The organism is Rhizobium tropici CIAT 899, from assembly GCF_000330885.1.
In the GTDB taxonomy this organism is placed as follows: Bacteria; Pseudomonadota; Alphaproteobacteria; order Rhizobiales; family Rhizobiaceae; genus Rhizobium; species Rhizobium tropici.
This window is the reverse complement of sequence record NC_020059.1, coordinates 1442348-1468084: the sequence shown is the minus strand read 5'-3', so window position 1 is coordinate 1468084 and position 25737 is coordinate 1442348. Positions and strand designations below refer to the sequence as shown.

The 25737-nt window shown below is 60.1% G+C and carries 25 protein-coding genes; 15 read left to right on the top strand and 10 right to left on the bottom strand.

Annotated elements, in window-relative coordinates; translation table 11 throughout:
• Positions 1-185: 185 nt before the first annotated feature.
• Positions 186-680, top strand: coding sequence for a Holliday junction resolvase RuvX (gene ruvX, locus RTCIAT899_RS07090; protein ID WP_041677359.1), 495 nt, complete (start codon positions 186-188; stop codon positions 678-680).
• Here ruvX and RTCIAT899_RS07085 read toward each other — a convergent pair.
• The 6 genes from RTCIAT899_RS07085 to RTCIAT899_RS07065 form a co-directional block, all read right to left on the bottom strand.
• Positions 617-949: a DUF6105 family protein gene (locus RTCIAT899_RS07085; RefSeq protein WP_041677358.1), complete on the bottom strand. Its 333-nt coding sequence runs from the start codon at positions 947-949 to the stop codon at positions 617-619. The two genes, ruvX and RTCIAT899_RS07085, sit on opposite strands and share 64 nt — an antisense overlap.
• Positions 946-1113 carry a hypothetical protein gene (locus RTCIAT899_RS33675; protein ID WP_162531105.1) on the bottom strand — a complete coding sequence of 56 codons (168 nt, stop codon included), beginning with the start codon at positions 1111-1113 and terminating at the stop codon, positions 946-948. Before RTCIAT899_RS33675 ends, RTCIAT899_RS07085 begins: the two co-directional genes overlap by 4 nt.
• 136 nt (positions 1114-1249) lie before the next feature.
• Complete coding sequence (locus tag RTCIAT899_RS07080) at positions 1250-1906, bottom strand: TetR/AcrR family transcriptional regulator (protein ID WP_015339553.1); 657 nt, start codon at positions 1904-1906, stop codon at positions 1250-1252.
• Positions 1907-2009: 103 nt separating this feature from the next.
• Positions 2010-2360, bottom strand: coding sequence for a type II toxin-antitoxin system RelE/ParE family toxin (locus RTCIAT899_RS07075; RefSeq protein WP_244441445.1), 351 nt, complete (start codon positions 2358-2360; stop codon positions 2010-2012).
• Entirely contained in the window at positions 2350-2595 is a 246-nt protein-coding gene (locus tag RTCIAT899_RS07070) for a type II toxin-antitoxin system ParD family antitoxin (RefSeq protein ID WP_015339551.1), read from the bottom strand. Before RTCIAT899_RS07070 ends, RTCIAT899_RS07075 begins: the two co-directional genes overlap by 11 nt.
• A gap of 85 nt (positions 2596-2680) precedes the next feature.
• The gene (locus RTCIAT899_RS07065) at positions 2681-4339 is read right to left on the bottom strand and encodes an acyl-CoA dehydrogenase family protein (protein ID WP_041677856.1); all 1659 of its coding nucleotides are present in this window, start codon (positions 4337-4339) and stop codon (positions 2681-2683) included.
• A 184-nt stretch (positions 4340-4523) separates the two neighbouring features.
• Between RTCIAT899_RS07065 and RTCIAT899_RS07060 the strand changes: the two genes are divergently transcribed.
• The 9 genes from RTCIAT899_RS07060 (at position 4524) to rpmG (ending at position 16127) form a co-directional block, all read left to right on the top strand.
• Positions 4524-5480 (top strand): aspartate carbamoyltransferase catalytic subunit, encoded by a 957-nt coding sequence (locus RTCIAT899_RS07060; RefSeq protein ID WP_015339549.1) that lies wholly within the window; start codon positions 4524-4526, stop codon positions 5478-5480.
• The gene (locus RTCIAT899_RS07055; protein WP_015339548.1) at positions 5477-6766 is read left to right on the top strand and encodes a dihydroorotase; all 1290 of its coding nucleotides are present in this window, start codon (positions 5477-5479) and stop codon (positions 6764-6766) included. Before RTCIAT899_RS07060 ends, RTCIAT899_RS07055 begins: the two co-directional genes overlap by 4 nt.
• A 34-nt stretch (positions 6767-6800) precedes the next feature.
• Positions 6801-7418 (top strand): glycerol-3-phosphate 1-O-acyltransferase PlsY, encoded by a 618-nt coding sequence (gene plsY / locus RTCIAT899_RS07050; protein WP_015339547.1) that lies wholly within the window; start codon positions 6801-6803, stop codon positions 7416-7418.
• Positions 7418-8566: a DNA-processing protein DprA gene (dprA, locus tag RTCIAT899_RS07045; protein WP_015339546.1), complete on the top strand. Its 1149-nt coding sequence runs from the start codon at positions 7418-7420 to the stop codon at positions 8564-8566. The genes plsY and dprA overlap by 1 nt, the downstream gene beginning before the upstream one ends.
• Before the next feature lie 273 nt (positions 8567-8839).
• Positions 8840-11509, top strand: a complete 2670-nt coding sequence (gene topA / locus RTCIAT899_RS07040; RefSeq protein ID WP_041677855.1) for a type I DNA topoisomerase — start codon at positions 8840-8842, stop codon at positions 11507-11509.
• Positions 11506-13884, top strand: a complete 2379-nt coding sequence (gene rnr / locus RTCIAT899_RS07035; protein WP_041677357.1) for a ribonuclease R — start codon at positions 11506-11508, stop codon at positions 13882-13884. Before topA ends, rnr begins: the two co-directional genes overlap by 4 nt.
• A gap of 32 nt (positions 13885-13916) precedes the next feature.
• The gene (locus tag RTCIAT899_RS07030) at positions 13917-14372 is read left to right on the top strand and encodes a DUF983 domain-containing protein (RefSeq protein WP_015339543.1); all 456 of its coding nucleotides are present in this window, start codon (positions 13917-13919) and stop codon (positions 14370-14372) included.
• Between the two features lie 306 nt (positions 14373-14678).
• Positions 14679-15863 (top strand): MFS transporter, encoded by a 1185-nt coding sequence (locus tag RTCIAT899_RS07025; protein WP_015339542.1) that lies wholly within the window; start codon positions 14679-14681, stop codon positions 15861-15863.
• Positions 15864-15959: 96 nt separating this feature from the next.
• The gene (rpmG, locus tag RTCIAT899_RS07020) at positions 15960-16127 is read left to right on the top strand and encodes a 50S ribosomal protein L33 (RefSeq protein ID WP_003547442.1); all 168 of its coding nucleotides are present in this window, start codon (positions 15960-15962) and stop codon (positions 16125-16127) included.
• A gap of 816 nt (positions 16128-16943) precedes the next feature.
• Here the strand turns inward: rpmG and RTCIAT899_RS07015 are convergent.
• The gene (locus tag RTCIAT899_RS07015) at positions 16944-18317 is read right to left on the bottom strand and encodes a PleD family two-component system response regulator (RefSeq protein ID WP_015339539.1); all 1374 of its coding nucleotides are present in this window, start codon (positions 18315-18317) and stop codon (positions 16944-16946) included.
• Between the two features lie 16 nt (positions 18318-18333).
• A complete protein-coding gene (locus tag RTCIAT899_RS07010; protein WP_041677854.1) occupies positions 18334-18705 on the bottom strand; it encodes a response regulator in 372 nt (123 codons plus the stop codon).
• Between the two features lie 131 nt (positions 18706-18836).
• Between RTCIAT899_RS07010 and RTCIAT899_RS07005 the strand changes: the two genes are divergently transcribed.
• Positions 18837-19145: a DUF3572 domain-containing protein gene (locus tag RTCIAT899_RS07005; RefSeq protein ID WP_015339537.1), complete on the top strand. Its 309-nt coding sequence runs from the start codon at positions 18837-18839 to the stop codon at positions 19143-19145.
• A gap of 2 nt (positions 19146-19147) precedes the next feature.
• Positions 19148-19795: a hypothetical protein gene (locus tag RTCIAT899_RS07000; RefSeq protein WP_015339536.1), complete on the top strand. Its 648-nt coding sequence runs from the start codon at positions 19148-19150 to the stop codon at positions 19793-19795.
• Positions 19796-19812: 17 nt separating this feature from the next.
• Here the strand turns inward: RTCIAT899_RS07000 and RTCIAT899_RS06995 are convergent, their stop codons facing one another.
• Positions 19813-20391: a GNAT family N-acetyltransferase gene (locus RTCIAT899_RS06995; protein ID WP_015339535.1), complete on the bottom strand. Its 579-nt coding sequence runs from the start codon at positions 20389-20391 to the stop codon at positions 19813-19815.
• A gap of 83 nt (positions 20392-20474) precedes the next feature.
• On the opposite strand from RTCIAT899_RS06995, the gene RTCIAT899_RS06990 reads away from it, so the two are divergent.
• On the top strand, positions 20475-21764 hold the full coding sequence (locus RTCIAT899_RS06990) for a DNA polymerase IV (RefSeq protein ID WP_015339534.1): 1290 nt from the start codon (positions 20475-20477) through the stop codon (positions 21762-21764).
• A gap of 190 nt (positions 21765-21954) precedes the next feature.
• The gene (locus RTCIAT899_RS06985; protein ID WP_015339533.1) at positions 21955-22998 is read left to right on the top strand and encodes a glycoside hydrolase family 25 protein; all 1044 of its coding nucleotides are present in this window, start codon (positions 21955-21957) and stop codon (positions 22996-22998) included.
• Positions 22999-23122: 124 nt separating this feature from the next.
• Here the strand turns inward: RTCIAT899_RS06985 and RTCIAT899_RS06980 are convergent.
• Positions 23123-24249 (bottom strand): IS3 family transposase gene (locus RTCIAT899_RS06980; protein WP_085999171.1). Its coding sequence is split into 2 segments (ribosomal slippage): positions 23123-24021 and positions 24021-24249, totalling 1128 coding nucleotides; the frame shifts between segments, so codons are not numbered across the junction.
• A 164-nt stretch (positions 24250-24413) separates the two neighbouring features.
• Here RTCIAT899_RS06980 and RTCIAT899_RS06970 point away from each other — a divergent pair.
• Positions 24414-25685, top strand: coding sequence for a L,D-transpeptidase family protein (locus tag RTCIAT899_RS06970; protein WP_041677356.1), 1272 nt, complete (start codon positions 24414-24416; stop codon positions 25683-25685).
• Positions 25686-25737 lie beyond the last annotated feature (52 nt).

The following is a 25737-nucleotide window of genomic DNA, read 5'->3' as shown; positions in this document are numbered from 1 at the left end:
GATTTGAAATGAAAGGCTGGTGTCTGGAGCATTTCCGATGGAAACACTCCTTCTATTGGCTCTTCCGCATTTCCGCAGGCAAAACCGCTGTGCGCTTTTGCTGGAAATGCTCTAGGAAATATCCCAAACCGCAGCAAAGAAAAGCGGTTAGGACTTCAATTTGTTTTGACGAGAGCGAGACCCTGATGACCACGCTGACCATCGAAGACCTAGCCGTGATGCTCCTGCCCGGCCAGCCGATTGCCGGTCTCGACCTCGGCACGAAGACGATCGGGCTGGCAATGTCCGATCTCGGGCGGCGCTTTGCCACGCCCCGCCCGGTCCTCAAGCGCGTGAAATTCACCCAGGATGCCCAAACATTGCTTGCTTTCGCCGAGAAGGAAAAGGTCGCAGCCTTCGTCATCGGGCTCCCGATGAACATGGATGGCTCTGCCGGACCACGCGTGCAGGCAACGCGCGCCTTCGTGCGCAGCATGGCGGAAAAGACCGCCCTGCCCTTCGTCTTCTGGGACGAGCGGCTTTCGACCGTTGCGGCCGAACGCGCGCTGCTGGAAATGGACGTCTCGCGGGCCAAGCGCGCCGAGCGGATTGACTCGGCAGCGGCAAGCTTCATTCTTCAGGGAGCGTTGGATAGGCTGTCGGCGCTCGGAAGAGCGACCTTGCCCGACCTCGATGCCTGACGGCGTCTCCACCATTCCATGATGGCAGCGCGGCGGCGGAAGCCGAAAATCGCGAACACAAGGAGGCTGTCGAAGGCGATCGCGCGCGCGACCAGCGGCGGGATGGTTTCCGGCGGAATGCCGAGAATCTTGCCGTAAATGTCGAACACGAGGTCATGCATCTGCCGCGTCAGCATGAAGATGCCGAAGCTCATGTCGTAGTACGACAGGTAATACCATGCCCCGAGAAACGAGACCGGTCCGGCCCAGCAAATCAACAACCACTTCATGCGGTACCCCTTCGACGCTGAAATTGCGTCGTGCCAGCCGAAAGGACGAGCCAGTTCGACAGCGCCATGGCGCTCAAGACCATCGCGGGCAGCGTGATATCTAGTGCGAGCACAGCGAAGAACATCACCGCCGTCACGAGAAACACGAATTTTGTGGGTTTCAACCCCATGGCTGCACGCTTGATGGTTAACTAATCATCTTCCAACAGTGACGAGTTAACCGCTGCCGCGCAATGTAAACCATTTGTTAAGGTTAATGGCGCAGCGAGCCTGTGGATATCCGCCGCCCGGTGGTCGATATCAGCCGTAGACGCCGCGCACGATCCGCTTCAAGGCCGTTGCCGCCTTCTCCCAATCCTTGCCGTTTTTCAACGCGAGGCCGGCGCATTGATCGCTGACAGCGGCGGCCAGGACGATGTGCTGGATGGCGGCAAAAATCATGGCGTTGACCGCTTGGGCATCCACGCCCTTGGGCGGCATCAACGAGCCGCGCATGCGTTCGATCCAGCCGGCGAGCGCCTTCGAACGCGCTTCCGACAGGCGGCGAACCTGCTCGCTGTTTTCCGAGACTTCCCAGGCGACGATGCGGCGCATGAGGGGATCAGCGCGCAGCGCATCGAGGAAGAGCATCGAAAGCCGTTCCATCAGATCCCCGTAGGTCAGAAGGAACATGCCGCCGGTGTCGTCAGGAATGCGATCCGTCACCCAGCTGCCGAGATCGGTGCCAATGGCTTCCACGAGGCCGTCGAGGCCGCCGTAATAGCGGTAAATCAGCTGCTTGTCGCAGCCGGCACCGCGAGCAACCGCATTGATACCGAAATTCTGGAACCCTTCCTCCGCCAGAAGACGTTTGGCGGCATCCAGGATTGCCTGCTCAGTCGCAGCGCGATTGCGCACACGCTTTTCCACGACAGGCATTTCCAAAGGGATTTTAACGGCAGCGTTTGCGGGGGCCATCGACTCGACTCCAATCTGTCACCGAGCGGTGAATAACAAGCCAAGTCGCCCTGAACAACAAAGCCGTCAGGCCTCTGTCCGTCAAAACGCGCGAATCCACAGATTAGAGAAACTGACCAAACCACACTGTCGTTTCGGACGCCAGACATCTCTTCAAAGATGCCGACCGACATCCATTCGCCGGTTGCAATATGCGAATGATCGCGATTTCACCATTCCGCAAAAGATAGTAGATCACATGGGACCCTACGGCATATTTGAAATAGCCGTCGCGGATGTCGGTCGCGCGGCCAATTTTCAGGCCGGATGCCAATCCCTCGAAAGCTTCAACGATTTCGGCATGGTAGATCTCGGCTCGCCTTACAGACCAGTTCTCGACCGTATATCGCCAAATACCTTCAAGATCGGTCACCGCAAGCGAGGAAAGACCGTACTTGCGAGGCCTATTCACCATAGGTCGCGCGCATTCGCTTGAGGAATGCGGCGTTATCGAAGGAAGCAATCTCCCCGGATTCTTCACCGGCGATCAACGCACTCTGCAGAGCCTTGACCTTTGCCTCGTGCTCTTCAAGCAGGCGGAGGCCCGCGCGAACAACATCACTGGCAGAGCCATACCGGCCTGTCTGTATCTGAGCCTCAATGAAGGCGCTGAAATGATCTCCTAGCGAGACGGATGTGTTATGAGCCATGAAGCCCTCCTTGCCGATACCAATAGATAATAAATATTGGTATCGCATCAATCAAGGATGTCGCGGCAGAACCGCTGGCGCAGTGCTAAGTCGCAGGCGGATACAATAGATCGACGATGTAGCTGGCGTCGAAGCGCGAATCGAGCATGCCGTAGGTCGCGCGCCAGCCACCCGCAAGCCGGGTTTCGATGAAGGCATCGGCGATCTTGCCGGCCCCGAGGCGATAAAGCTCGGCGGCACCGGCCGCGAGCGCCATCTGCTCGACCAGCAGACGGGCGGCGCCCTCATCCTGCTCGCAAAGCGCCATGGCGGCACGCAGCACGTCGATGGTCTTTTTGCCGGCAGGGCCGAGATCGCGGGCGAGACCGGCAAAGACGGTCTCGAACAGGTCCTTGCCCCGGTTCAACACGCGCAGCACATCAAGCGCCATGACGTTGCCGGAGCCTTCCCAGATCGCATTGACGGGGGCTTCGCGGTAATGGCGGGCAATCGGGCGCTCTTCGATGTAGCCGCTGCCGCCGATGCACTCCATGGCCTCATAGATCAGCGCGGGCGCGATCTTGCAGCACCAATATTTGGCGACCGGCGTCATGACGCGGGCATAGGCCGCATCTTCCGTGCTGCCGCTGGCCTTGTCGAAGGCCTCGGCCAGGCGGAAGGCGAGCGCGGTCGCGGCGGCGACGTCGAGCGCCATGTCGGCAAGTACGCGCGTCATGATCGGCTGGTTGACCAGCATCTTGCCGAAGACGCTGCGACCGCGAGCGTGATGCACGGCTTCGGCGAGCGAGGCGCGCATGATGCCGGCGGATGCCAGAGCGCAGTCGAGCCGCGTCAGCGTCACCATGTCGAGGATCGTGCGGATGCCGCCATCGGGCGCGCCGAGCAGAAAGCCGAAGGTATCGGTGAACTCGACTTCGGAGGAAGCGTTCGAGCGGTTGCCGAGCTTATCCTTCAGCCGCTGAAAGTGCAGGCCATTGGCCGAACCATCTTCCAAAAGACGCGGCACCAGGAAGCAGCCCATGCCGTCCTTGGTTTGCGCAAGCATGATGAAGGCGTCACTCATCGGCGCCGACATGAACCACTTGTGGCCCGAAAGCCTGTAGATGCCTTCGCTGACCTTATCGGCACTCGTCCGGTTGGCACGCACATCCGTGCCGCCCTGCTTTTCCGTCATGCCCATGCCGATGGTGACGGCGCTCTTCTGCATGGCGGGCTTGTTGGACGAATCGTACTTGCGCGAGAGAATCTTCGGTGCCCAATCCTTCTGCACCGCCGGCGAGGCCATCATGGCGGCAACCGAGGCGCTGGTCATCGTGAGGGGGCAGAGGTGGCCGCATTCGAGCTGCGCCGTCAGATAGAAACGGGCGGCGCGCACTTTGTGCGAATGACCCTTCGCTTCAGGGTCAGCCTGCGCGTCCCAGATCGAGGAATGCAGGCCCATCGCCATGGAGCGGCGCATCAGCGCGTGCCAGGCGGGGTGAAACTCGACGACATCGAGACGCTCGCCGCGCGGGCCATGGGTGCGCAGCTGCGGCGTGCCTTGGTTTGCCATGCGCGCCAGTTCCTGGGCCTCGTGCGAGGTGACGAAACGACCATGCTGCTCCAGCTCTTCCCGTATCGAACGCGGCAGGCCGGAGGTGAGATCGACGATCAGCGGATCGGAACGATAGGCATTGATGCCGGTCCAGAGGCTCGGCTGGTTCAGGTCGGCAAAGGGATCGTCAGTCCGGGTCGCTTGGGTCATGAATCGCTTGTAGAACAAGTGGGTTGCAAAGGGAAACTGGAAGTTACGTCTCCCACCGGCATCGCTCCTGTAGCGGGATTCGGGCAAAATTGCATGGGGAACAAACGGCCTCGGCACATACCCCCGCTTGCCCCATCGGCGCTCCCTCTTTATAGACCGCCTGACGAAATCCGGAGGCAGGTTCATGGTCTTCTTTCCCCACCGCCACCTCATTGGCATCAAGGGCCTCACCGAGCAGGATATCACCTATCTTCTCGACAAGGCCGACGAGGCGGTCAAGATCAGCCGCCAGCGCGAGAAAAAGACGTCGACGCTTCGCGGGTTGACGCAGATCAATCTCTTCTTCGAAGCATCGACGCGCACGCAATCCTCGTTCGAGCTGGCCGGAAAACGGTTGGGCGCCGATGTGATGAACATGTCGGTCGGCAACTCCTCGGTCAAAAAGGGCGAGACGCTGATCGACACGGCGATGACGCTGAATGCGATGCGGCCCGATGTGCTTGTTATCCGCCATTCGAGCGCGGGTGCCGCAGCACTTCTGGCGCAGAAGGTCTCCTGCTCCGTCGTCAACGCCGGCGACGGCCAGCACGAGCATCCGACCCAGGCCTTGCTCGACGCACTGACGATCCGCCGCGCCAAGGGCAAGCTCTCGCGCATCATCGTCGCGATCTGCGGCGACGTGCTGCATTCGCGCGTTGCCCGCTCCAATATCCTGCTTCTCAACGCCATGGGTGCACGCGTCCGCGTCGTCGCACCCGCCACTCTCCTGCCGGCCGGCATCGCCGATATGGGCGTCGAAGTCTTCCACTCTATGAAGGAAGGGCTGAAGGACGCCGATGTCGTGATGATGCTGCGGCTGCAGCGCGAGCGCATGTCCGGCGCCTTCGTGCCCTCGGTGCGCGAATATTATCACTTCTACGGGCTCGACGCCGAGACCCTGAAGGTCGCCAAGGAGGATGCGCTGGTCATGCACCCGGGGCCGATGAACCGCGGGGTGGAAATCGCCTCAGAGGTGGCCGACGGCCCGCAAAGCGTCATCGCCGAACAGGTGGAGATGGGCGTCGCCGTGCGCATGGCCGTGATGGAAACCCTGCTCGTTTCACAGAACCAGGGACCTCGCACCGAGGGAGCAGGCGCATGAGCAACTCGATCGTCCTTCAGAACGTCCGCATCATCGATCCCTCCCGCGATCTCGATGAGATCGGCACGATCGTCGTCGAAGACGGTGTGATCGTAGCCTCCGGCAAGGATGCGAAGAGCCACGCCGTGCCCAAGGGCGCGTCCGTTCGCGACTGCAATGGGCTCGTCGCCATTCCCGGCCTGGTCGATGCGCGCGTTCATGTCGGCGAGCCCGGCGGCGAACATCGCGAAACGATCTCCTCTGCGAGCCGTGCGGCTGCGGCCGGCGGCGTCACTTCCTTCATCATGATGCCGGACACGGACCCCGTCATCGACGATATCGCGCTGGTCGAATTCGTCCGCAAGACGGCCCGCGACACGGCCGTCGTCAACGTCTATCCGGCAGCGGCTCTCACCAAGGGACTTGCCGGCGAGGAGATGACGGAAATCGGCCTGCTGCGCGAAGCCGGAGCCGTCGTGTTTACCGACGCGCATTCCAGCCTTCACGATAGCCAGGTCCTGCGCCGGGTGATGACCTATGCGCGCGAATTCGGCGCTGTCATTTCCTGCGAGACGCGCGATAAATATCTCGGCGCAAACGGCGTGATGCATGAAGGACTGCTCGCAAGCTGGCTTGGCCTCTCCGGCATTCCGAAGGAAGCTGAACTGATCCCGCTCGAGCGCGACCTCCGCGTCGCGACGCTGACACGCAGCCATTATCACGCTGCTATGATCTCAGTGCCGGAATCGGCGGAGGCAATCCGCCTCGCCCGCTCGCGTGGCGCCAAGGTCACCTGCGGCATCTCCATCAACAATCTGGCACTCAACGAGAACGACATCGGCGAGTACCGGACCTTCTTCAAGCTCTACCCGCCGCTGCGCTCAGAGGATGACCGCACAGGCATGATCGAGGCTTTGGCCGACGGCACGATCGACATCATCGTCTCCTCGCATGATCCGCAAGATGTGGATACGAAACGCCTGCCGTTCGGCGAGGCAGAGGACGGTGCGGTCGGGCTGGAAACGCTGCTTCCGGCGGCGCTCCGGCTCTATCATAGCGGCCAAGTCAGCCTGATGCGGCTCATCGATGCGCTCTCGACGCGGCCGGCCCAGATCTTCGGGCTGCCCGCCGGCACACTGAAGCCCGGCGCCAAAGCGGATATCGCTCTCGTCGATCTCGACGAGCCTTGGCTTGTCGCAAAAGACATGCTTTTGTCGCGCTCGAAGAATACGCCCTTCGAAGATGCGAGAATGAGCGGCCGGGCGGTTGCAACCTATGTCGCCGGCAAGGTGGTTCACAGTCTCTAAGGCAAGCGCCAGGGTTTACGGAGAATAAGACGCGATGGCTGATTTCTGGACTTGGCAGCTTACCCTGCAGACCGCGCTGGCAGCGCTTGTCATCGGCTATCTGCTCGGCTCCATTCCCTTCGGCCTCCTGCTGACCCGCATGGCCGGGCTCGGCGACGTGCGCAACATCGGTTCGGGCAATATCGGCGCGACCAACGTGCTGCGCACCGGCAACAAGGGGCTTGCAGCCGCAACCCTGCTGCTCGACGCCTTCAAGGGTACGGCCGCCGTGCTGATCAGCGCGCATTTCTTTGGCGAGGATGCCGGCGTTCTTGCCGGCTTTGCCGCCTTCATCGGCCACATCTTCCCGGTCTGGATCGGCTTCAAGGGCGGCAAGGGTGTCGCCACCTATCTCGGCATCCTGCTCGGGCTTGCACCGCTGATGGCCCTGATCTTCGCCATCGTCTGGCTGGCGATCGCCTTTACCACCCGCTATTCCTCGCTTTCCGCACTGGTTGCAACTCTTGTCATCCCGGTTGTATTGTGGATATTGGGGGCCGATAAGATCGCCGCCGTCATGGCGCTGATGACCGTCATCTCCTGGTACAAGCATAGGGCCAATATTGCCCGGCTGACCGCGGGAACGGAAGGCAAGATCGGAGCAAAGGGATAATGGACGCAGGCAGCGCAAGACGGACCGGAGTTGCGCTGACCGAAAAACAAAGGATCGCCTGGCTCAGGCTCATCCGCTCCGACAATGTCGGACCGTCCACCTTTCGCGACCTCATCAATCACTATGGTTCGGCCGAAGCCGCTCTGGCCGCGTTGCCGGAGCTTTCGCAGCGCGGCGGCTCGACGCGCGCGATCCGCATTGCCGATGAGCGGGATGCCCTGCGGGAGCTGGAATCGGCACATCGCTTCGGCGCACGTTTCGTCGGCATCGGCGAGCCGGATTATCCGCCTGCCCTTCGCGAGATCGATGGCGCGCCGCCGCTGCTTGCCGTCAAAGGCAACATGTCCGTAGCGACGAGGCCGGCCATCGGCATGGTCGGCTCGCGAAATGCCTCGATCAGCGGCGCCAAATTCACCGCCATGATTGCGCGCACCTGTGGCGAGGCCGGTTATGCGGTGGTTTCCGGCCTGGCACGCGGCATCGACACGGCGGCTCACCGCGCCAGCCTCGCCACCGGTACGATCGCTGCCATGGCTGGTGGCCTCGACCAGCCCTATCCACCCGAGAATATCGGCCTGCTCAATGACATCTGGAGTGGCAACGGGCTTGCCGTCAGCGAGATGCCCTTCGGCTGGGAGCCGCGAGCGCGCGACTTTCCGCGCCGCAATCGACTTATCGCCGGCATCTCGCTCGGTGTCGTGGTCGTCGAGGCGGCAATGCGATCCGGTTCGCTGATAACAGCGCGACTTGCCGGCGAATTCGGCCGGCTCGTCTTTGCCGTTCCCGGCTCACCGCTCGATCCGCGCTGCGAAGGAACGAACGGCCTGCTGAAAGATGGCGCGATGATCGTCACGACACCGGACGATGTCGTCGATGCGCTGCGGCCGCTCGCCGAGCCGGATCTCTTTCGCCCGCGCCCCGCAACGGCACCCCTCGAAAGAAGCAAGCCGCTCTCCACGCCGCCCGATGATGCCGAGCGCGACCATATCGTCGAGGCGCTAGGGCCGACGCCGGTCGAGATCGACGATATCGTCCGTCACACCGGCTTGTCGATATCGGCCGTTCACTCCGTTCTTCTCGAACTGGACATGGCCGGCCGGCTACATCGGCATCCCGGCGGGCTGGTGTCGATCTCCATGCTGGATTGAAAACTGTGACACGCGTACCGATTCTAAGCATCGCCGCGCCAAGCGCAAAATCGCATTACAGCGCCGCGCGTCGCATATGGCGCGCAAAAGTCGCTGCAACACGTTAAAGGTGCCGCATAATTTTATGCTTCAATCGATTCCGATTTAAGGAATTATGCAGTAGCCTCTTGACCGCGACGATTTCCCTGTCCATGTCGGAAGGCCGGGAAGACGGAAAAACCCGGTATCTCCCGCGTCTTATACCGGCGCGACCTCATATTCAGAGACTTGATGATGAACGTTGTAGTGGTGGAATCGCCTGCCAAGGCCAAGACAATCAATAAATATCTGGGACCCGGATATAAGGTTCTTGCATCCTTCGGCCATGTGCGTGACCTGCCAGCCAAAGACGGTTCGGTGCTACCGGACCAGGATTTCGAAATGCTGTGGGAAGTCGATGGTGCCTCGCAAAAGCGCATCAAGGACATCGCCGACGCGCTCAAAACCTCCGACGGCCTGATTCTCGCGACCGACCCGGATCGTGAGGGTGAAGCCATTTCCTGGCATGTGCTCGACGTGCTGAACAAGAAGCGCGTCATCAACGGCAAGCCGGTGAAGCGCGTCGTCTTCAACGCCATCACGAAAAAGGCCGTGCTCGACGCAATGGCCGAGCCACGCGACATCGACGTGCCGCTGGTGGACGCCTATCTCGCCCGCCGCGCGCTTGACTATCTCGTCGGCTTCAACCTGTCGCCGGTTCTGTGGCGCAAGCTGCCGGGCGCGCGCTCGGCCGGGCGCGTGCAATCCGTGGCCCTTCGCCTCGTCTGCGACCGCGAGTCCGAGATCGAGCGCTTCATCTCGGAAGAATACTGGAATCTCTCGGCAATCCTGAAGACGCCGCGCGGCGACGAATTCGAAGCCCGCCTCGTATCCGCTGATGGCAAGCGCCTCCAGCCGCGCGCGATCGGCAATGGCGAAGAGGCCGGCAAGCTAAAGGCGCTGCTCGAAGGCGCTTCCTATGTCGTCGACACCGTCGAGGCGAAGCCGGTCAAGCGCAATCCGAGCCCACCCTTCACCACCTCGACGCTGCAGCAGGCCGCTTCCTCGAAGCTCGGCTTCTCGGCCTCGCGCACCATGCAGGTGGCGCAGAAGCTCTATGAAGGCGTCGATATCGGCGGCGAAACCGTCGGTCTCATCACCTATATGCGTACGGACGGCGTGCAGATGGCGCCGGAAGCGATCGATGCGGCACGCCACGCCATCGCCAACCAGTTCGGCGACCGCTACCTGCCGGAAAAGGCACGCTTCTATTCCACCAAGGCAAAGAATGCCCAGGAAGCACACGAAGCGATCCGCCCGACCGATTTTGACCGCGTGCCGGACCGCATCCGCAAGTTCCTCGATGACGACCAGCTCAGGCTTTACGATCTGATTTGGAAGCGCGGTATCGCCAGCCAGATGGCATCGGCAGAAATCGAGCGTACGACGGTCGAGATCCTGGCCGATAACGCGGGCAACAAGGCGGGCCTGCGCGCCGTAGGCTCCGTCATCCGTTTCGACGGCTTCATCGCTGCCTATACTGACCAGAAGGAAGACGGCGAGCAGAGCGACGACAGCGAAGAAGGCGGTCGTCTGCCCGAGATCAACGCGCGGGAAAATCTCGCCAAGCAGAAGATCAATTCGACCCAGCATTTCACCGAACCGCCGCCGCGCTATTCTGAGGCGTCGCTGATCAAGAAGATGGAAGAGCTCGGCATTGGCCGCCCCTCCACCTATGCGGCGACGCTCGCAACGCTGCGCGACCGCGATTACGTGACCATCGACAAGCGCAAGCTGGTGCCACAGGCCAAGGGACGGCTGGTTACAGCCTTCCTCGAAAGCTTCTTCACCAAGTATGTGGAGTATGATTTCACAGCCGATCTGGAAGAGAAGCTCGACCGCATTTCGGCCGGCGAGCTGAACTGGAAGGACGTGCTGCGCGACTTCTGGCGTGATTTCTTCGCCCAGATCGAAGACACGAAGGAACTGCGCGTCACCAATGTTCTCGATGCTCTGAACGATGCGCTGGCACCGCTTGTCTTCCCGAAGCGCGAAGACGGCAGCGATCCGCGCATCTGCCAGGTGTGCGGCACGGGCAATCTCTCGCTGAAACTCGGCAAATACGGTGCCTTCGTCGGCTGCTCGAACTATCCGGAGTGCAATTATACCCGCCAGCTTTCGTCGGAAGGCGGCGCGGAGGCCGAATCCAACGGATTGAATGAGCCGAAAGCGCTCGGCACCGATCCGGTGACCGGTGAAGAGCTGACGCTGCGTTCGGGCCGCTTCGGTCCCTATATCCAGCGCGGCGACGGCAAGGATGCCAAGCGTGCATCGCTGCCGCGCGGCTGGAAGCCGGAGGATATCGATTATGAAAAGGCGATGGCGCTGATCTCGCTGCCACGCGACATCGGCAAGCACCCCGAAACCGGCAAGATGATTTCTTCCGGCATCGGCCGCTATGGACCGTTCCTGTTGCACGACGGCAGCTATGCCAACCTTGAAAGCGTCGAGGATGTCTTCACCGTTGGTCTGAACCGCGCCGTCACCGTTCTTGCCGAAAAGCAGAGCAAGGCAGGCGGTGGAGCGCGCGGCGGGACGCCCGCAGCGTTGAAGGATCTCGGCGCGCATCCGGATGGCGGCGGCTCGATCACCGTTCGCGACGGCAAGTATGGCCCCTACGTCAATTGGGGCAAGGTCAACGCAACCCTGCCGAAGGGCACGGATCCGCAGGCCATCACCGTCGAGGAAGCCGTGGCTCTGATCGCAGCGAAGGCCGGCAAGAGCGGCGGCACCACCAAGAAGGCGCCCGCCAAGGCAAAGGCCGCGGCAGCCGGCGCAAAAGCCACGAAAACGACTGCCAAGCCGAAGGCTGCTGCAAAGAAGCCAGCGGCCAAGACGGCAGCGAAAAAGAAGAGTGCAGAGTGAGCAGAGAACCGCGCGGCAGGAACCCATCGTCGGAACGGCGTTCCGGTAAGCCCGGCCGCGCCGGCAAGGCAGGCGGTGACGTTGAGCCGATGATGGCAATTATCCACGGCGAGCTGCCGCCGCGCGAAGTCATCCTGCGCTTCATCGCCGATCATCCGCAACAGGCTTCCAAGCGCGAGCTCGCCAAGGCCTTCGGCCTGAAGGGTGAAAGTCGCGTCGCGCTGAAGGAACTGCTGCGCGAGCTTGAAGAAGAAGGCATGGTGCAGAAGAGCCGCAAATCGCTCATCCGCCCCGGCGCGCTGCCGCCGATCGCCGTGCTGGATATCACCACCCGTGACAAGGATGGCATGCTGATCGGCCGCCCCGCCGAATGGGCCGACGAAAACGGCGTAGCACCTGCCGTGATGATCAAGCAGTCCTCCTCGCCTGCCGGCCGCAACGGCAAGGGCAAGACGCCGGTCGCCGGCATGGGCGACCGCATACTTGCGAAGATCTTCTCAGCCGTCGATCGCGGCGGCCCAGCCTATACGGCTCGCATCATCAAGGTCATCGACAAGCGGCAGGGCGCCTCCATGGGCGTCTTCCGCGAAACGCCGGGCGGCGGCGGGCGGCTGATGCCGATCGAACGGCGCGGCGAGGAAATGGTCATCGACCCCGATTATACCGGCGGCGCCAAGGATGGCGATCTGGTCGAAGTGGAAGTGGCGCGTCTCGGCCGCTTCGGTCTGGCGCGCGCCAAGGTTCTATCTGTTGTCGGTTCTGTCGCCTCGGAAAAAGCGATCTCGATGATCGCCATTCACGCACATGGAATTCCGCATGTCTTCCCCGCGGCCGTGATTGCGGAGGCCGACGCAGCCAAGCCCGCCACCATGTCCCATCGCGAGGATTGGCGGAGCCTGCCGCTGATCACCATCGACCCGGCCGACGCCAAGGATCATGACGACGCCGTCTACGCCGAAATGGACCCCTCGCCCGACAATCCGGACGGCGTGATCGTCACCGTCGCCATCGCCGACGTCTCCTGGTATGTGCGCCCGAACTCGCCGCTCGACCGCGAGGCGCTGAAGCGCGGCAATTCGGTCTATTTCCCCGATCGCGTCGCGCCGATGCTGCCCGAGCGCATCTCCAACGATCTCTGCTCGCTCAAGGAAGGCGTCGACCGCCCTGCCCTCGCGGTTCGAATGATCTTCTCCAAGGAAGGCCGCAAGGCTGGGCATACCTTCCATCGTGTTATGATGAAGAGCGCTGCCAAGCTTTCCTACCAGCAGGCGCAGGCTGCGATCGACGGCCAGCCCGACGACAAGACCGGACCGATGCTGGAGCCGATCCTCAAGCCGCTCTGGCACGCCTATGAGATTTTGAAAAAGGGCCGCGACCGGCGCCAGCCGCTCGAACTCGACATGCCCGAGCGCAAGATCCTGCTGAAGCCGGATGGCACCGTCGATCGCGTCTTCGTGCCGCCGCGCCTCGATGCGCACAAGCTCATCGAAGAAATGATGATCCAGGCGAACGTCGCTGCGGCGGAGACGTTGGAAAAGCGCAAGCAGGTGCTGATCTACCGTATCCACGATGGCCCGACGCTCGCCAAGCAGGAAATCCTGCGCGAATTTCTGGCCACCCTCGGCATTTCGCTTGCCAAGGGCGGCAATGTGCGCGCCAACAGCTTCAACGGCATTCTGGCGAAAGCCGAGGGTACGGCGCATCAGACCATGGTCAACGAGATGGTACTGCGCTCACAGAGCCAGGCGATCTATAGCCCAGACAATATCGGGCATTTCGGCCTCAATCTGATGAAATACGCCCACTTCACCTCGCCCATCCGCCGCTATGCCGACTTGATCGTGCATCGCGCGCTGGTCGGCTCGCTCGGCCTCGGCGAAGGTGCGATCACGCCGGACGAAGAAGCCTCGCTCGACGATATCGCAGCCGAGATCTCGACCTTCGAGCGCCGCGCCATGGCCGCGGAGCGCGAGACGGTGGATCGGCTTATCGCCCATCACCTCGCCGGCCGTGTCGGCGCAGAGTTCGAAGCGCGCGTCGGCGGCGTCACCAAGTCAGGACTTTTTGTCACCCTGCCGGACTATGGCGCCGACGGTTTCATCCCTATATCTACGCTCGGCACCGATTACTTCATCTACGACGAGGCCCATCAGGCGCTGACAGGCGAAAGAACGGGACTAGGATTTCGTCTCGGCGACGATGTAACGGTGAGGCTGGCGGAAGCCGTGCCGCTTGCCGGAGCGCTGCGCTTCGAAATGCTGAGCGACGGCAAGCCTATGCCGACGGCGGTGCGTTCCTTCCATAAGGCCACCCGCCGCAACAAGAGCCAGGCGCGCAAGGCGCCGGGCACGAGACCACCGCGCGGCCGCAGGTAAAGAACGGCTGCCGGCACGGAGGAAGCGCATTCATGACGGGCAGCCCATCCGACTCCCCCATCCGCTTCGGTGGCTCAGACGAAAGCGAACGTCCGCTCGGACGCTCGATTCTACGCGGCATGCTGAACCGCTGCCCGCGCTGCGGCACCGGCAAGCTCTTTCGCGCCTTTCTGAAACCAGTCGACCGATGCGCGGTCTGTGATGAAAATATCTCTCATCAGCGAGCCGACGACCTGCCGCCCTATCTGGTAATCCTCGTTCTCGGCCACCTGATCGTCGGCGGCTATATGCTGACGGATATGACCTTCAAGCTGCCGCTCTGGGCGCATCTTGCCATCTGGGCACCCATCACCATTATCGCGGCACTTGCCATCATCCAGCCGATCAAGGGTGGCGTCATCGGCCTGCAATGGGCGCTGCGCATGCATGGCTTCGGTGGCCATGACGACACCCCAGAGGAATGGGATCAAGGAAACGGCCGGTCGTGACCATGCTATCCGGTTCATGCCGCCGGTCTCTATCGTTGGCAGAGATTGCTTCCGCGCATTGCGCTTCTATATCGGAAACTGCAGAGGTTTTGTCGCTTAATCGTGCTTCTGGCGAACTGCTTTGCCGGCAACCGCTTGACATGAGCAGCATTTCTTGTCTGAACATGCCGCGCGTCATAGGGACTACTCCGGAGGGTGTGATCGATCACATGAAAGCCGACCCGTCACCTGAATTTGGCCGAGCCGTGGCTTCCTGTGCTCCACATTCCGATCGATTCGCCCGCCTCATGCCCCAGGGATTCTTTTATGCTTGAACCGACGAACGACAAGGCCGGCCACGTCGAAGAAATTCACTGGCCTTCGCTCGTCGCAGCCATTACCTCCGTATCCGCCGTTGGCATCGCCATCGGGCTGGGACTGCCGCTTCTGAGCATCATTCTCGAAAAGCGCGGCGTTCCCTCGAGCCTCATCGGCCTCAACACGGCCATGATGGGCGTCGCCTCGATGCTGGCAGCAGTCGTCACGACCAAGCTCGCGCATCGGTTCGGCGTCGTGCAGACAATGATCTGGGCGGTTTTCCTATCGGCTCTGAGCTCGCTCGGCTTCTACTATGCAGAAAATCTGCTTCTATGGTTTCCGCTGCGCATCGTCTTCCATGGGGCGACGACAACGCTCTTCATCCTGTCGGAATTCTGGATCAACGCCGCTTCGCCGCCTTCCAAACGCGGATTCGTGCTCGGTCTCTATTCCACCGTCTTCTCTCTGGGATTTGCGGCCGGCCCCCTCGTCTTTTCCGTCGTCGGCAGCGAAGGCCTGATGCCCTTCCTCATCGGCGCCTGCATCATCCTGGCCGCTGCCATCCCGATCTTCATTGCGCGAAACGAGAGCCCGATCGTCGACGAGAAGCCGGAGCTGCATTTCGTGCGCTACATCTTCCTCGTGCCGACGGCGACGGCTGCGGTCTTCGTGTTTGGCGCGGTTACCGTCGGCGGCGGATCGCTCTTCACCAGCTATGCGACCCGCCTCGGTTTCAACGAATCACAGGCGGCACTGCTGCTAACCGTCATGGGTGTGGGCAACTTCGTGTTCCAGATCCCGCTTGGGCTGCTTGCCGACCGCATGCGGGACAAGCGGCCGCTGCTGTCGATCATGGCCACGATCGGGTTTGTCGGAGCCCTCCTACTACCGTCGCTGTCATCGAACTGGATCATTCTTGCCATCATCCTGCTCTTCTGGGGTGGCTGCGTTTCCGGCATGTATACGGTCGGCCTCAGTCACCTCGGCACGCGATTGACGGGCGTCGATCTCGTCGCCGCCAATGCGGCCTTCGTTTTCTGTTACGCTGTAGGCATGGTCCTCGGGCCGCCGACGGTCGGCACGGCCATGGATCTCGCCAATCCCAGCGGCTTTGCCTGGGCCGTGGCGTTTTTCTTCGGTCTTTATGTCCTGCTTTCGGGGATACGCCTGCTTTTCATGGGCAACAGAGGTTGACTTTTCGGGCGCGATTTGTATTTTCGCGCCAGAATTCGCCGTGGACCTCCGCACTGGCCGTCCACGGCGTTCATTTTTATTAAAGGCAGGACGACCATGGCCAAGGCTACCACCATCAAGATCAAGCTGCTGTCGACGGCCGACACCGGCTTCTTCTACGTCACGACGAAGAACAGCCGTACGATGACGGACAAAATGACGAAGACGAAGTACGACCCGGTTGCTAAGAAGCATGTCGAGTTCAAGGAAACGAAGATCAAGTAAGTTTCCTAAACTTCAGGTTACAAAAAGGCGCGACCTTCGGGTTGGCGCCTTTTTTGTTTTATAAGCCTCATCTCGATCGCCGCCCGATTTTGCAACAGCGGTTGAAAACGCCTCAGCCGAACAATGCCTTGCCAGCACGGCAAAAGAAAAACGCCGCCCTTCAGAAATGAAGAGCGGCGTTTTGAATGGGGGCCGGCTGGCCTGCAAAACGGCACGAGGAACCGTTATCTTCTGCCTGCCAACCGACCGACCCCACGACCCAGGAGATGCGGCGGACCTGAGCATCATGGGGTATCTCGGATACCCAAACGGGTTGTCTGTATACGGGACTAAATTCGCGCGAAATCAAAAGGAAATCAACAAATTCTTAATGATAAAAATACCTGTCTGCCCGGATGGTTAAAATTCATGACTTTGATGGAAAAGAATGCCCGATAGCATTAACAAAAAATAGTCAAGAAATTATCAAGAATAAAGAGAGATCTCCTCTCTCGGCAGAAAAGATACACTATAGATACTAAAGTAAAATTGAATATTCAATTTAGTTTCAATCAAGCCCCCGCCTTCCAGCCCCCCCTGATCACCAAGCCACGAACAAGATAAAAACATATAGTAATATAATACGAATATCTCGGCCCTGGACAGAAAGCGAGAACTTATTCCAAAATCGAAAGTATAAGTATTCTTATTTTCTTTGAACCAGAACTCAAGTGGCTGTGCAGGCGAGATAAAGAACGGAAAGAATTGAATCGCGGTTCAAAAACCTGGAAGCTACCTCAGTATTGATGGGTAATTGCCATTTTCGGCCGTTTACCCCTATGCGGCTGAAGCTACGACCCTGTTGCGGCCTGCCCTTTTGGCTTCGTAAAGCGCGAGATCGGCCTGTTTCATCAACTGCTCCGGCGTATCGATCGTCTCCAAACGGCACGAAATTCCGAAGGATGCGGTGATGTTAAGCGCAACACCGTTTTCGCGTAATTTCACAGGCATATTTTCTACCGCAGCGCGTAGCCGTTCTGCGACAGCTGCGGCGATATCGGCAGGCGTGTCCGGCATGACCACAACGAATTCCTCACCCCCGTAACGACAGGCAAGATCGGCGCCGCGCACCGTTGAGCGGATTCGTGCTGCAAACTCCTTGAGAACTTCGTCGCCGGCATCGTGACCATGGGTGTCGTTTACGGTCTTGAAGCGGTCTATGTCGGTGATCAGAATCGAAAGCGGCCTGCCCCGTGCAAGGGATCGATCAAAAAGCACCTTTAAGTGATTGTCGAGGTAGCGTCTGTTGTGCAGGCCGGTGAGTGCGTCGGTGACGGCAAGCTCGATCGTCTGCTGTACACTGGCGCGCAAACGGTCGTTATAGCGTTTGCGGCGGATCTGCGTGAGGCAGCGGGCCACGAGCTCGTTCGGCTCGATCGGCCTGACGATATAATCATTGACGCCGAGATCCAGCGCGCGGACGATCATGTCATCGGCCCCCTGCTCCGTCACCAGCAGCACTGGCAGGAAGCGCGTGCGCTCCAGCGAGCGTAGCTGCGAGCAAAGCCTCAGCGGATCGTAATCGTCGAAATTGGAATTGACGATGACCAGCTCGAACGGCCGTTCGGCCGCTTCGAATAAAGCCGCCTGCGGATCGGACATCGCAATGACCTGGGCAATCGGCTTCAGCGTTCGGATAATCCGCTCCTGCGAATTGGCGCGGCCGTCGACCAGCAGCACCTGGCCGGCCTCCTCGGAACGACCTTCTCCGGAGCGCATCAGATCGCCGATGCCGAAGTTGCGCGCGGTCTCGTTGCGCATATGCAGTTCGTCACTCAATGTCTTCAGGCGAAGCAGACTCTTGACGCGCGAAATCAGCTGGAGGTCATTGACCGGCTTCGTCAGGAAATCGTCGGCACCGGCCTTCAGACCGCGCACGCGGTCGGCAGGCTGATCGAGCGCCGTCACCATGACGACCGGGATATGCGCAGTTCGGGGATCGGATTTCAGGCGCTCACACACTTCGAAGCCGTCCATGCCGGGCATCATAATATCGAGAAGGATCAGATCGACCTGCGTGCTCGCGCAAATGGCGAGCGCCTTCAAGCCGTCCTCAGCCGTCAGCACTTCGAAATATTCGGCAAGCAGCCGCGCTTCCAGAAGCTTTACGTTGGCCGGAATATCGTCGACTACCAGGATGCGTGCGGTCATCAGCTGCTCCCCATCATCAGGCGTCGCCCAGATAGGTTTTAATGGTCTCAATGAATTTCGGCACTGAAATCGGCTTCGAGACATAGGCCTCGCAGCCACCCTGGCGAATGCGCTCCTCATCGCCCTTCATGGCGAAGGCCGTGACTGCGATTACGGGGATCATATGCAGGTCGTCGTCTTCCTTCAGCCACTTGGTGACCTCCAGACCGGAGACCTCCGGCAGCTGAATATCCATGAGAATCAGATCTGGACGGTGCTTGCGCGCGAGATCGAGCGCTTCCATGCCATTGCGGGTCTGGATCGTTGTGTAGCCGGAGGCTTCGATCAGATCGCGAAAGAGCTTCATATTCAGCTCATTGTCTTCTACAATCATTACCTGCTTAGCCATGGAACGCTGCCCCTGCATCCGGTATTGCATCCATTCTCTCGAAATATAGGGTCGCGAGGAACCGATTCCAGAAATAGTTGAATCGCAAATTACCGGCATTTGGTTGAAAAATAGGTAACTCACCCCTCAAAATGCAAAGTAACTTCAAGAACCCGAAGAAGAGCGCGGCCGCCCCGCAAGAGACTGCTATTGCCGTACTCGGCTGGCTCGCCAATGAACCCGATATGTTTGGCCGCTTCCTGGCGCTCACCGGCGTGGAGCCGGCGCAGGTGCGCAACGCCATCAACGAGCCCGCCTTTCTTGCTGGCATGCTCGATTTCCTCATGAACCACGAACCGACACTATTGGCCTTCTGCGAGGCCAGCGGCATTCCACCGGAGGCCGTCGCCGCCGCGTCGGCGCATTTTTCGCCGCCCGGCCTTGCCTCTGGAGAATACTGATCATGGATGCGCCGCTCGAATTCGACGTATCGCATATCCGGCTGCAGGAACGGCCATTGATCGTCTGCGATGTCGATGACGTTGTTCTGCATTTCTTTGCGCCTTTCCTGGCCTTCATCGACGCCGAAGGCCATGAATTCCTGCCGCGTTCCTTCCGGCTGACGGGCAACATCGTTTCCAAGGCCAATGGCTCCGTGCTGGAAGAAAAGGATGTCCGCCGGTTGATCGAAGCCTTCTTCGAGGCGCAGGAACAATGGCAGACGCCTTTCGATCGCGTGGTGGACACGCTCGCCACGTTTTCGAAAGATGCCGATATCGTTTTCCTGACAGCCATGCCGCCGCAGTTCTGGGAGCAGAGGCGGCGGCTCCTCGACAGGCTTGAGCTTGACTATCCGTTGCTCGCGTCGCTGCAGCCGAAGGGGCCGATCGTACGCTCGCTGCATCGACAGCGCGAGATGCCCGTCGCCTTCATCGACGACATGGCCCATAACCTGCATTCGGTCAGCGAATATGTTCCGGGATGCCTCCTTATCAATCTGAAACCGGCCTCCATCGTTCACCACATGGCGCCCGCTGTCGCCGCCGGTATTCCGGAAGCCAATGAATGGGGCCAGGCAGCACCGCTGATCCAGGCTCATATCGCACGCTGACGTCATCCAACCTACCCTCAAAGAGCAAGACGCATCAGAGGCCTGCCGTCCTTCCGCTTCGCAACTTCAGAAAATCCGGCGGCCTCGAATATGCGCTGCGAGCCGACATAGAGACCGACCGATTTCGACTGCTTCGTGCGCTCGATCGGGCAGCCCTCCAGCAGCCGCGCGCCGGAAGTACGCGCGAAATTCACGGCCTCCGACAGCATGCGATGGCTATACCCCTTCCCGCGATCCTTGGAATTTATGAAGAAGCAACTTACCGCCCAAACAGTGCTATCTTCCGCATCGGCTGGATCGAGCGGACGAGACACCGTTTTCGGCGAGTTCCATTGCGGCAGCTCTGCACGCGGACCAACCTGCACCCAGGCGATCGGTTGCCCATCAATGTAGCCTAGAAGACCGGGCGGTGGCCCCACCGAGATTCGCTCTCGGATCAACTGCTTCTTTGCTGTTGCGTCCATCGTCTTGCGCTGCGATGTCGGGACACGGAAATGGATGCACCAACAGCCATAGCAGGCACCGCTTGGTCCAAACAGTGTCTCGAAATCGTCCCAACGGTCCGGCGTCAATCGCTGCACGATTAAGTTCTGCACTCGCGCCTCCCCGGCGGCTTTCCAGCTTGAGACTCGCGAGCTTAGATCATAAAGTGGCGATGTTCAATTTTTGTTCTCACTCGATGACCCATGCGCCCGACAAGATCTCCGGCTTCTGTCGCGATTGCTTGAGCGAGCAATCGGCCACGCGCACGCGCTGCCGGAGCTGCGGAAGCCCTCGCCTCGTTTACCACCGGGAACTCTACGCACTGACGCTGGCGCATATCGATTGCGATGCCTTTTATGCCTCCATCGAGAAACGCGACAATCCGGAGTTGGCCGACAAGCCCGTTATCATCGGTGGCGGCAAGCGCGGCGTCGTCTCCACCGCCTGCTATATCGCCCGCATCCATGGGGTGCGCTCCGCCATGCCGATGTTCAAGGCGCTGGAAGCCTGCCCGCAGGCCGTCGTCATCCGGCCGAACATGGAGAAATACGTGCGCGTCGGCCGCGAGGTCCGTGCGATGATGCAGGACCTGACACCGCTGGTACAGCCGCTTTCGATCGACGAGGCCTTTCTCGAGCTAGAAGGCACGCAGCGGCTGCATCACGATCCGCCGGCGCGCATCCTCGCCAAGTTCGTCAAGCGCGTGGAGCAGGAAGTCGGCATCACCATCTCCGTCGGCCTTTCCTACTGCAAATTCCTCGCCAAGGTTGCCTCCGATCTACAGAAGCCGCGAGGCTTCTCCGTCATTGGCAAGGAAGAGGCGCTCTCCTTCCTGGAGCCACGATCGGTCACCACCATCTGGGGAGTAGGTAGGGCCTTTGCCGCTACGCTCGAAAGCGACGGCATTCGCACCATCGGCCAGTTGCAGGCCATGGAGGAAGGTGACCTCATGCGCCGTTATGGCGTCATCGGCCAGCGGCTTTTCCGTCTCTCGCGCGGAATCGACGACCGAACCGTGCATCCCAATGAAGCGGCAAAGAGCGTGTCTTCAGAAACCACCTTCTTCGAAGACATCTGGCGCCATGAAGATCTTGTGCCGATCCTACGCGATCTCTCGGAAAAGATTTCCCGACGTCTGAAGCGCAGCGGCATTGCCGGTCAGACCGTCGTCCTGAAGCTGAAAACATCGGATTTCAAGATCCGCACGCGCAATCGTCGGCTGGAGGACCCAACCCAACTCGCGGATCGGATTTTCCGTACCGGACTGCGGCTGCTCGAACCTGAAACCGACGGCACGAAATTCCGTCTCATTGGCATCGGGGTTACCGATCTTGGCGATGCCGGGCGCGCAGATCCGCCCGATCTTATCGACGTTCAGGCCATGCGGCGGGCCGCTGCGGAAGCGGCCATGGACAAGCTCCGAGAAAAATTCGGCAACAAGACAGTCGAAACCGGCTACACGTTCGGCGACAAAAACAAAAAATAACAATTATTTAGCATAAGTCATCAGATGGTGATTTTTGGCTGCATCGCAAATAATTGAACGACGTGCGCGATTCTTTAGCGCGAGAAAGCTCGGATTCAAACTTTTTTGGTAAATTTCCATTAGGACTTGGATTCTGTAACTTTCCGGCGGCGTGAACTCGTCGCCTCCAGTGTTTTGCGTACGGGTTCCTATGCGTCTATCGGCTGTATCGACCATTCTTCTCGCCTGCCTGACGATTTCAGGCTGCGCCGCCCGAGGTGAGCGCGAAGCCGCGCAAGCCGCCCCGCCTTCGAAAGAATTGACCGGTTCCATCACAAAGACCAGTAGAGTCGTGCCTTCGGTCGAAATCGGCGAAACCGTTTCGCGCGTCGAGCGGCAGCAGGCGCTCGCAGTCGCGATGCCGACGAATCTCCGGCCTGAGAGCCTTATGCCCTCCGACCAGAGCGGCGACGATGACGCGCCAGTCCCGCTGCAACGACCGCTCGCCATGCTCTCGCCATCGAATCCGGTGCCCCGCGCCCTGCGGCAGCAGCCGATGCAGATCTACAGCCATCGCTTCCGCGATGCCAAGCCGATCAACTTCGGTACATCAACCTCGCCCCGGAAGCTCGCTGTCCATGGCGTCGACGTCTCTCGCTGGCAGGGCGAGATCGACTGGGATACGCTGCGCACGCAGGGTGCGAACTTCGTCTACATCAAGGCAACGGATGGCGGCGATCACATCGATCCCATGTTCAAGAAGAACTGGCGGGCTGCCCAGCAGGCCGGCCTGAAACATGGCGCCTATCATTTCTTCTACTGGTGCCGGACTGCCGGAGAGCAGGCCGACTGGTTCATTCGCAACGTGCCGAGGGAAGCCGGCGCCCTGCCGCCGGTCATCGACGTGGAATGGAACGGTGAGTCGAGCTGCAAGCGGCGGCCCTCGCGCGAGCAGGTTCTCGCCAAGATGCAGGTCTTCATGGACAAGCTGGAAAAGCATTACGGCCAGCGTCCGATCGTCTACACGGCTCCGGACTTCTATCGCGACAATCTGAGTGGCGAGCTGCTCAACTATCCCTTCTGGCTGCGCGCCGTGGCTCAACATCCGTCCAAGGTCTATCCGGGCCGTAAATGGCTGTTCTGGCAATATTCCGGCTCCGGTGTATCCCACGGCGTCGAAGGCAAGATCGACCTCAACGCCTTCCACGGCAGCGAGCAGGACTGGCACAACTGGGTGGCCTCCAGCGTCCACTGATTCCCTGTCAGTTCAAGATTTCAATCATCGCCGAAGCAGAGTTTGAACGCTCCGCTTCGGCGATGCCACATTGGCTCGCGTTCGGCGAACTTGAATAGCCCCGAGTTTCCTAGACGCCCTCGGGTTAGATTTTCTGCTGCTTTTCGAACTCGACGGGCGACAGCATCCCGTTCCTGACGTGTTTGCGTTTCGGGTTGTAGAACATTTCGATGTAGTCGAACACGTCCTGGCGAGCTTCATCGCGTGAACGGTAGACCCTGCGACGTATCCGTTCTCGCTTGAGAAGATTGAAGAAGCTCTCGGCCACCGCGTTATCATGGCAGTTGCCGCGTCGGCTCATGGAATGAACCAGATTGTGATGCCTGAGGAACGCGGCCCAGTCCATGCTGGTGAACTGCGAGCCCTGGTCCGAGTGGATCAGCACCTTTTCCTTCGGCTTGCGTCGCCACACGGCCATAAGCAGAGCCTGTAGAACGACATCGGTGGTTTGGCGGCTCTGCATTGCCCAACCGATCACACGACGCGAATAAAGATCGATGACGACGGCAAGATAGGCGAAGCCCTCGCAGGTTCGGATGTAGGTGATGTCCGTCACCCAGGTAGTGTCTGGAGCCGTCACGTCGAATTGCCGGTCGAGCGTGTTGTCGATGACGACCGAAGGCCTGCCGCCGTGGATGCCGGGACGGCGTTTGTAGCCAATCTGCGCCTTGATCCCGGCAAGGCGGGTCAGACGCGCAACCCGGTTCGGGCAACATGTCTCTCCCTGATCGAGAAGGTCGTCGTGCAGCTTGCGATAACCGTAGACCTTGCCGCTCTCTTCCCATGCCTTCAGGAGCAGGTCGGTCTGTCGCTTGTCCTCGCTGGCTCGCCTGCTCAGCGGGTTCTTCAGCCAGGCATAAAACCCACTGGGATGAACCCGCAGAAGGCGGCACATCGTCCGCACCGAAAACTGCAAGCAATGCAGAGCAATGAACGCGTACTTCACTTTGCATCCCTGGCGAAATACGCGGCCGCTTTTTTTAGGATATCTCGCTCCTCGGTGACGCGAGCCAGTTCCTTCTTCAGCCGCCGGATCTCCTCGGCCTCGTCGTTGCCCTTGGTGTTCGACGCAGCAAACTTCTTTTTCCATTCGTAGAGCGAATGCTGGCTGACGCCGAGGCGCTGCGAGACCTCCGCAACCGGATAGCCTCGCTCCGTGATCTGGCGCACCGCGTCACGCTTAAACTCTTCGCTGAAATTCGATTTGCTCATGATGCTCTTCTTGCCTCAAAATTAGGAAAGAAGGCGTCTACAAATCTCGGGGCTATTCAACTCACGTTTCCATGGACACGGAAGGGCATGAGTTTTCGGCAAGTCTTCCTTAAACTTCCAAGTCTAACCTCGGGTACAACGAGTATTGCGTTTTGGTTGTGTCTATGAAGCCATTTTTGTTGCTGGGCCTCGCGCTGGTGTCAGCCACCGCCCTTTCCCATCCCGTCTTTGCTGCGCCGGATACCCGCACCCTGCAGATCGTAGTGTCGAAGGACAGGCAGTCGCTCGCGGTATATGACGGCGATAAGGTAATCGCGACTTCGAAGGTTTCCACCGGCAAGCGCGGCCACACGACCCCCAGCGGCATCTTCTCCATTCTGGAGAAGAAGGTGTATCACGAATCCAATCTCTATTCGGCCTCGCCCATGCCCTTCATGCAGAGGCTGACCTGGTCCGGGATCGCCCTGCACGAATCCAATTCCGTCCCGAATTATCCGGCATCGCATGGCTGCGTGCGGATGCCGAAGGCCTTTGCCAAGACGCTTTATCAAATGACCGAGCGCGGCGTGCATGTCGTCATCGCCGATCAGCCGCTGGTGCCGCAGCCATTTGAAAACGCGATGCTGTTCCAACCGCTGCCAGCTCCACCGCCGGCGCTGTTTTCCGGCATCGAACTCCGTCCGATGACCGCAAGCTTCCTGCCGCAGGCACAACAACTGCAGGTCGCGACGAACGACGTGACCTCGATCCAGATACCGAAGGCGCGGGAGACTCTGGCGCCACCGGCCGATCCCGCACCGCTCAGCATCCTCATCACCCGGCGGGGCTTGCGCGAAAACGTGCGCGACCTTCAGGGCATCTTAAACGGGATGGGCTTCATCACGGGAACGCCCGACGGCATGCTGGGGCCTGCGACAGTGCAGGCGATCGAGGACTTCAAGAAGGCGCATGACATCAAGACGACGGGCGGCCTCGTCAGCCCCGCGCTGATGAAAGCAGTCTATGCCGCGGCCGGCAAGGGCGAACCGCCGAACGGCGCGATCATGGTCCGCCAGAACTTCAAGCCGCTCCTTGAAGGACCGGCCATCATTGCCGAGCCGCAGGAGGCGCTCGGCGTGCATTTCTTCACCGCCAACGCGATCGACCGGATCAGCGGCAAGGCCGATTGGTTCGGCATGACGCTCGAAGAAGATCTGAGCAAGCAGACGAAGAAGCGCTACGGCATCACCAGCGAAGAGCAATCGCAATCGTTCGACGCAGCCGGACAGGCGCTCAATCGCATCACCATCCCTGACGATATCCGTCACCGCATCGAGGATCTGCTGACCGCGGGATCGTCTCTGACGATTTCCGATACCGGCGTCGGACCGGAAACCGGCAACGAGACCGATTTCATCACCGTTACCAACAACGGCGCGCTGGGTAAGAAGGGCTAGAGCCTTTTTGTTTTTACGCAATTCCGGACGGAAAACCGCTATACGCTTTTCC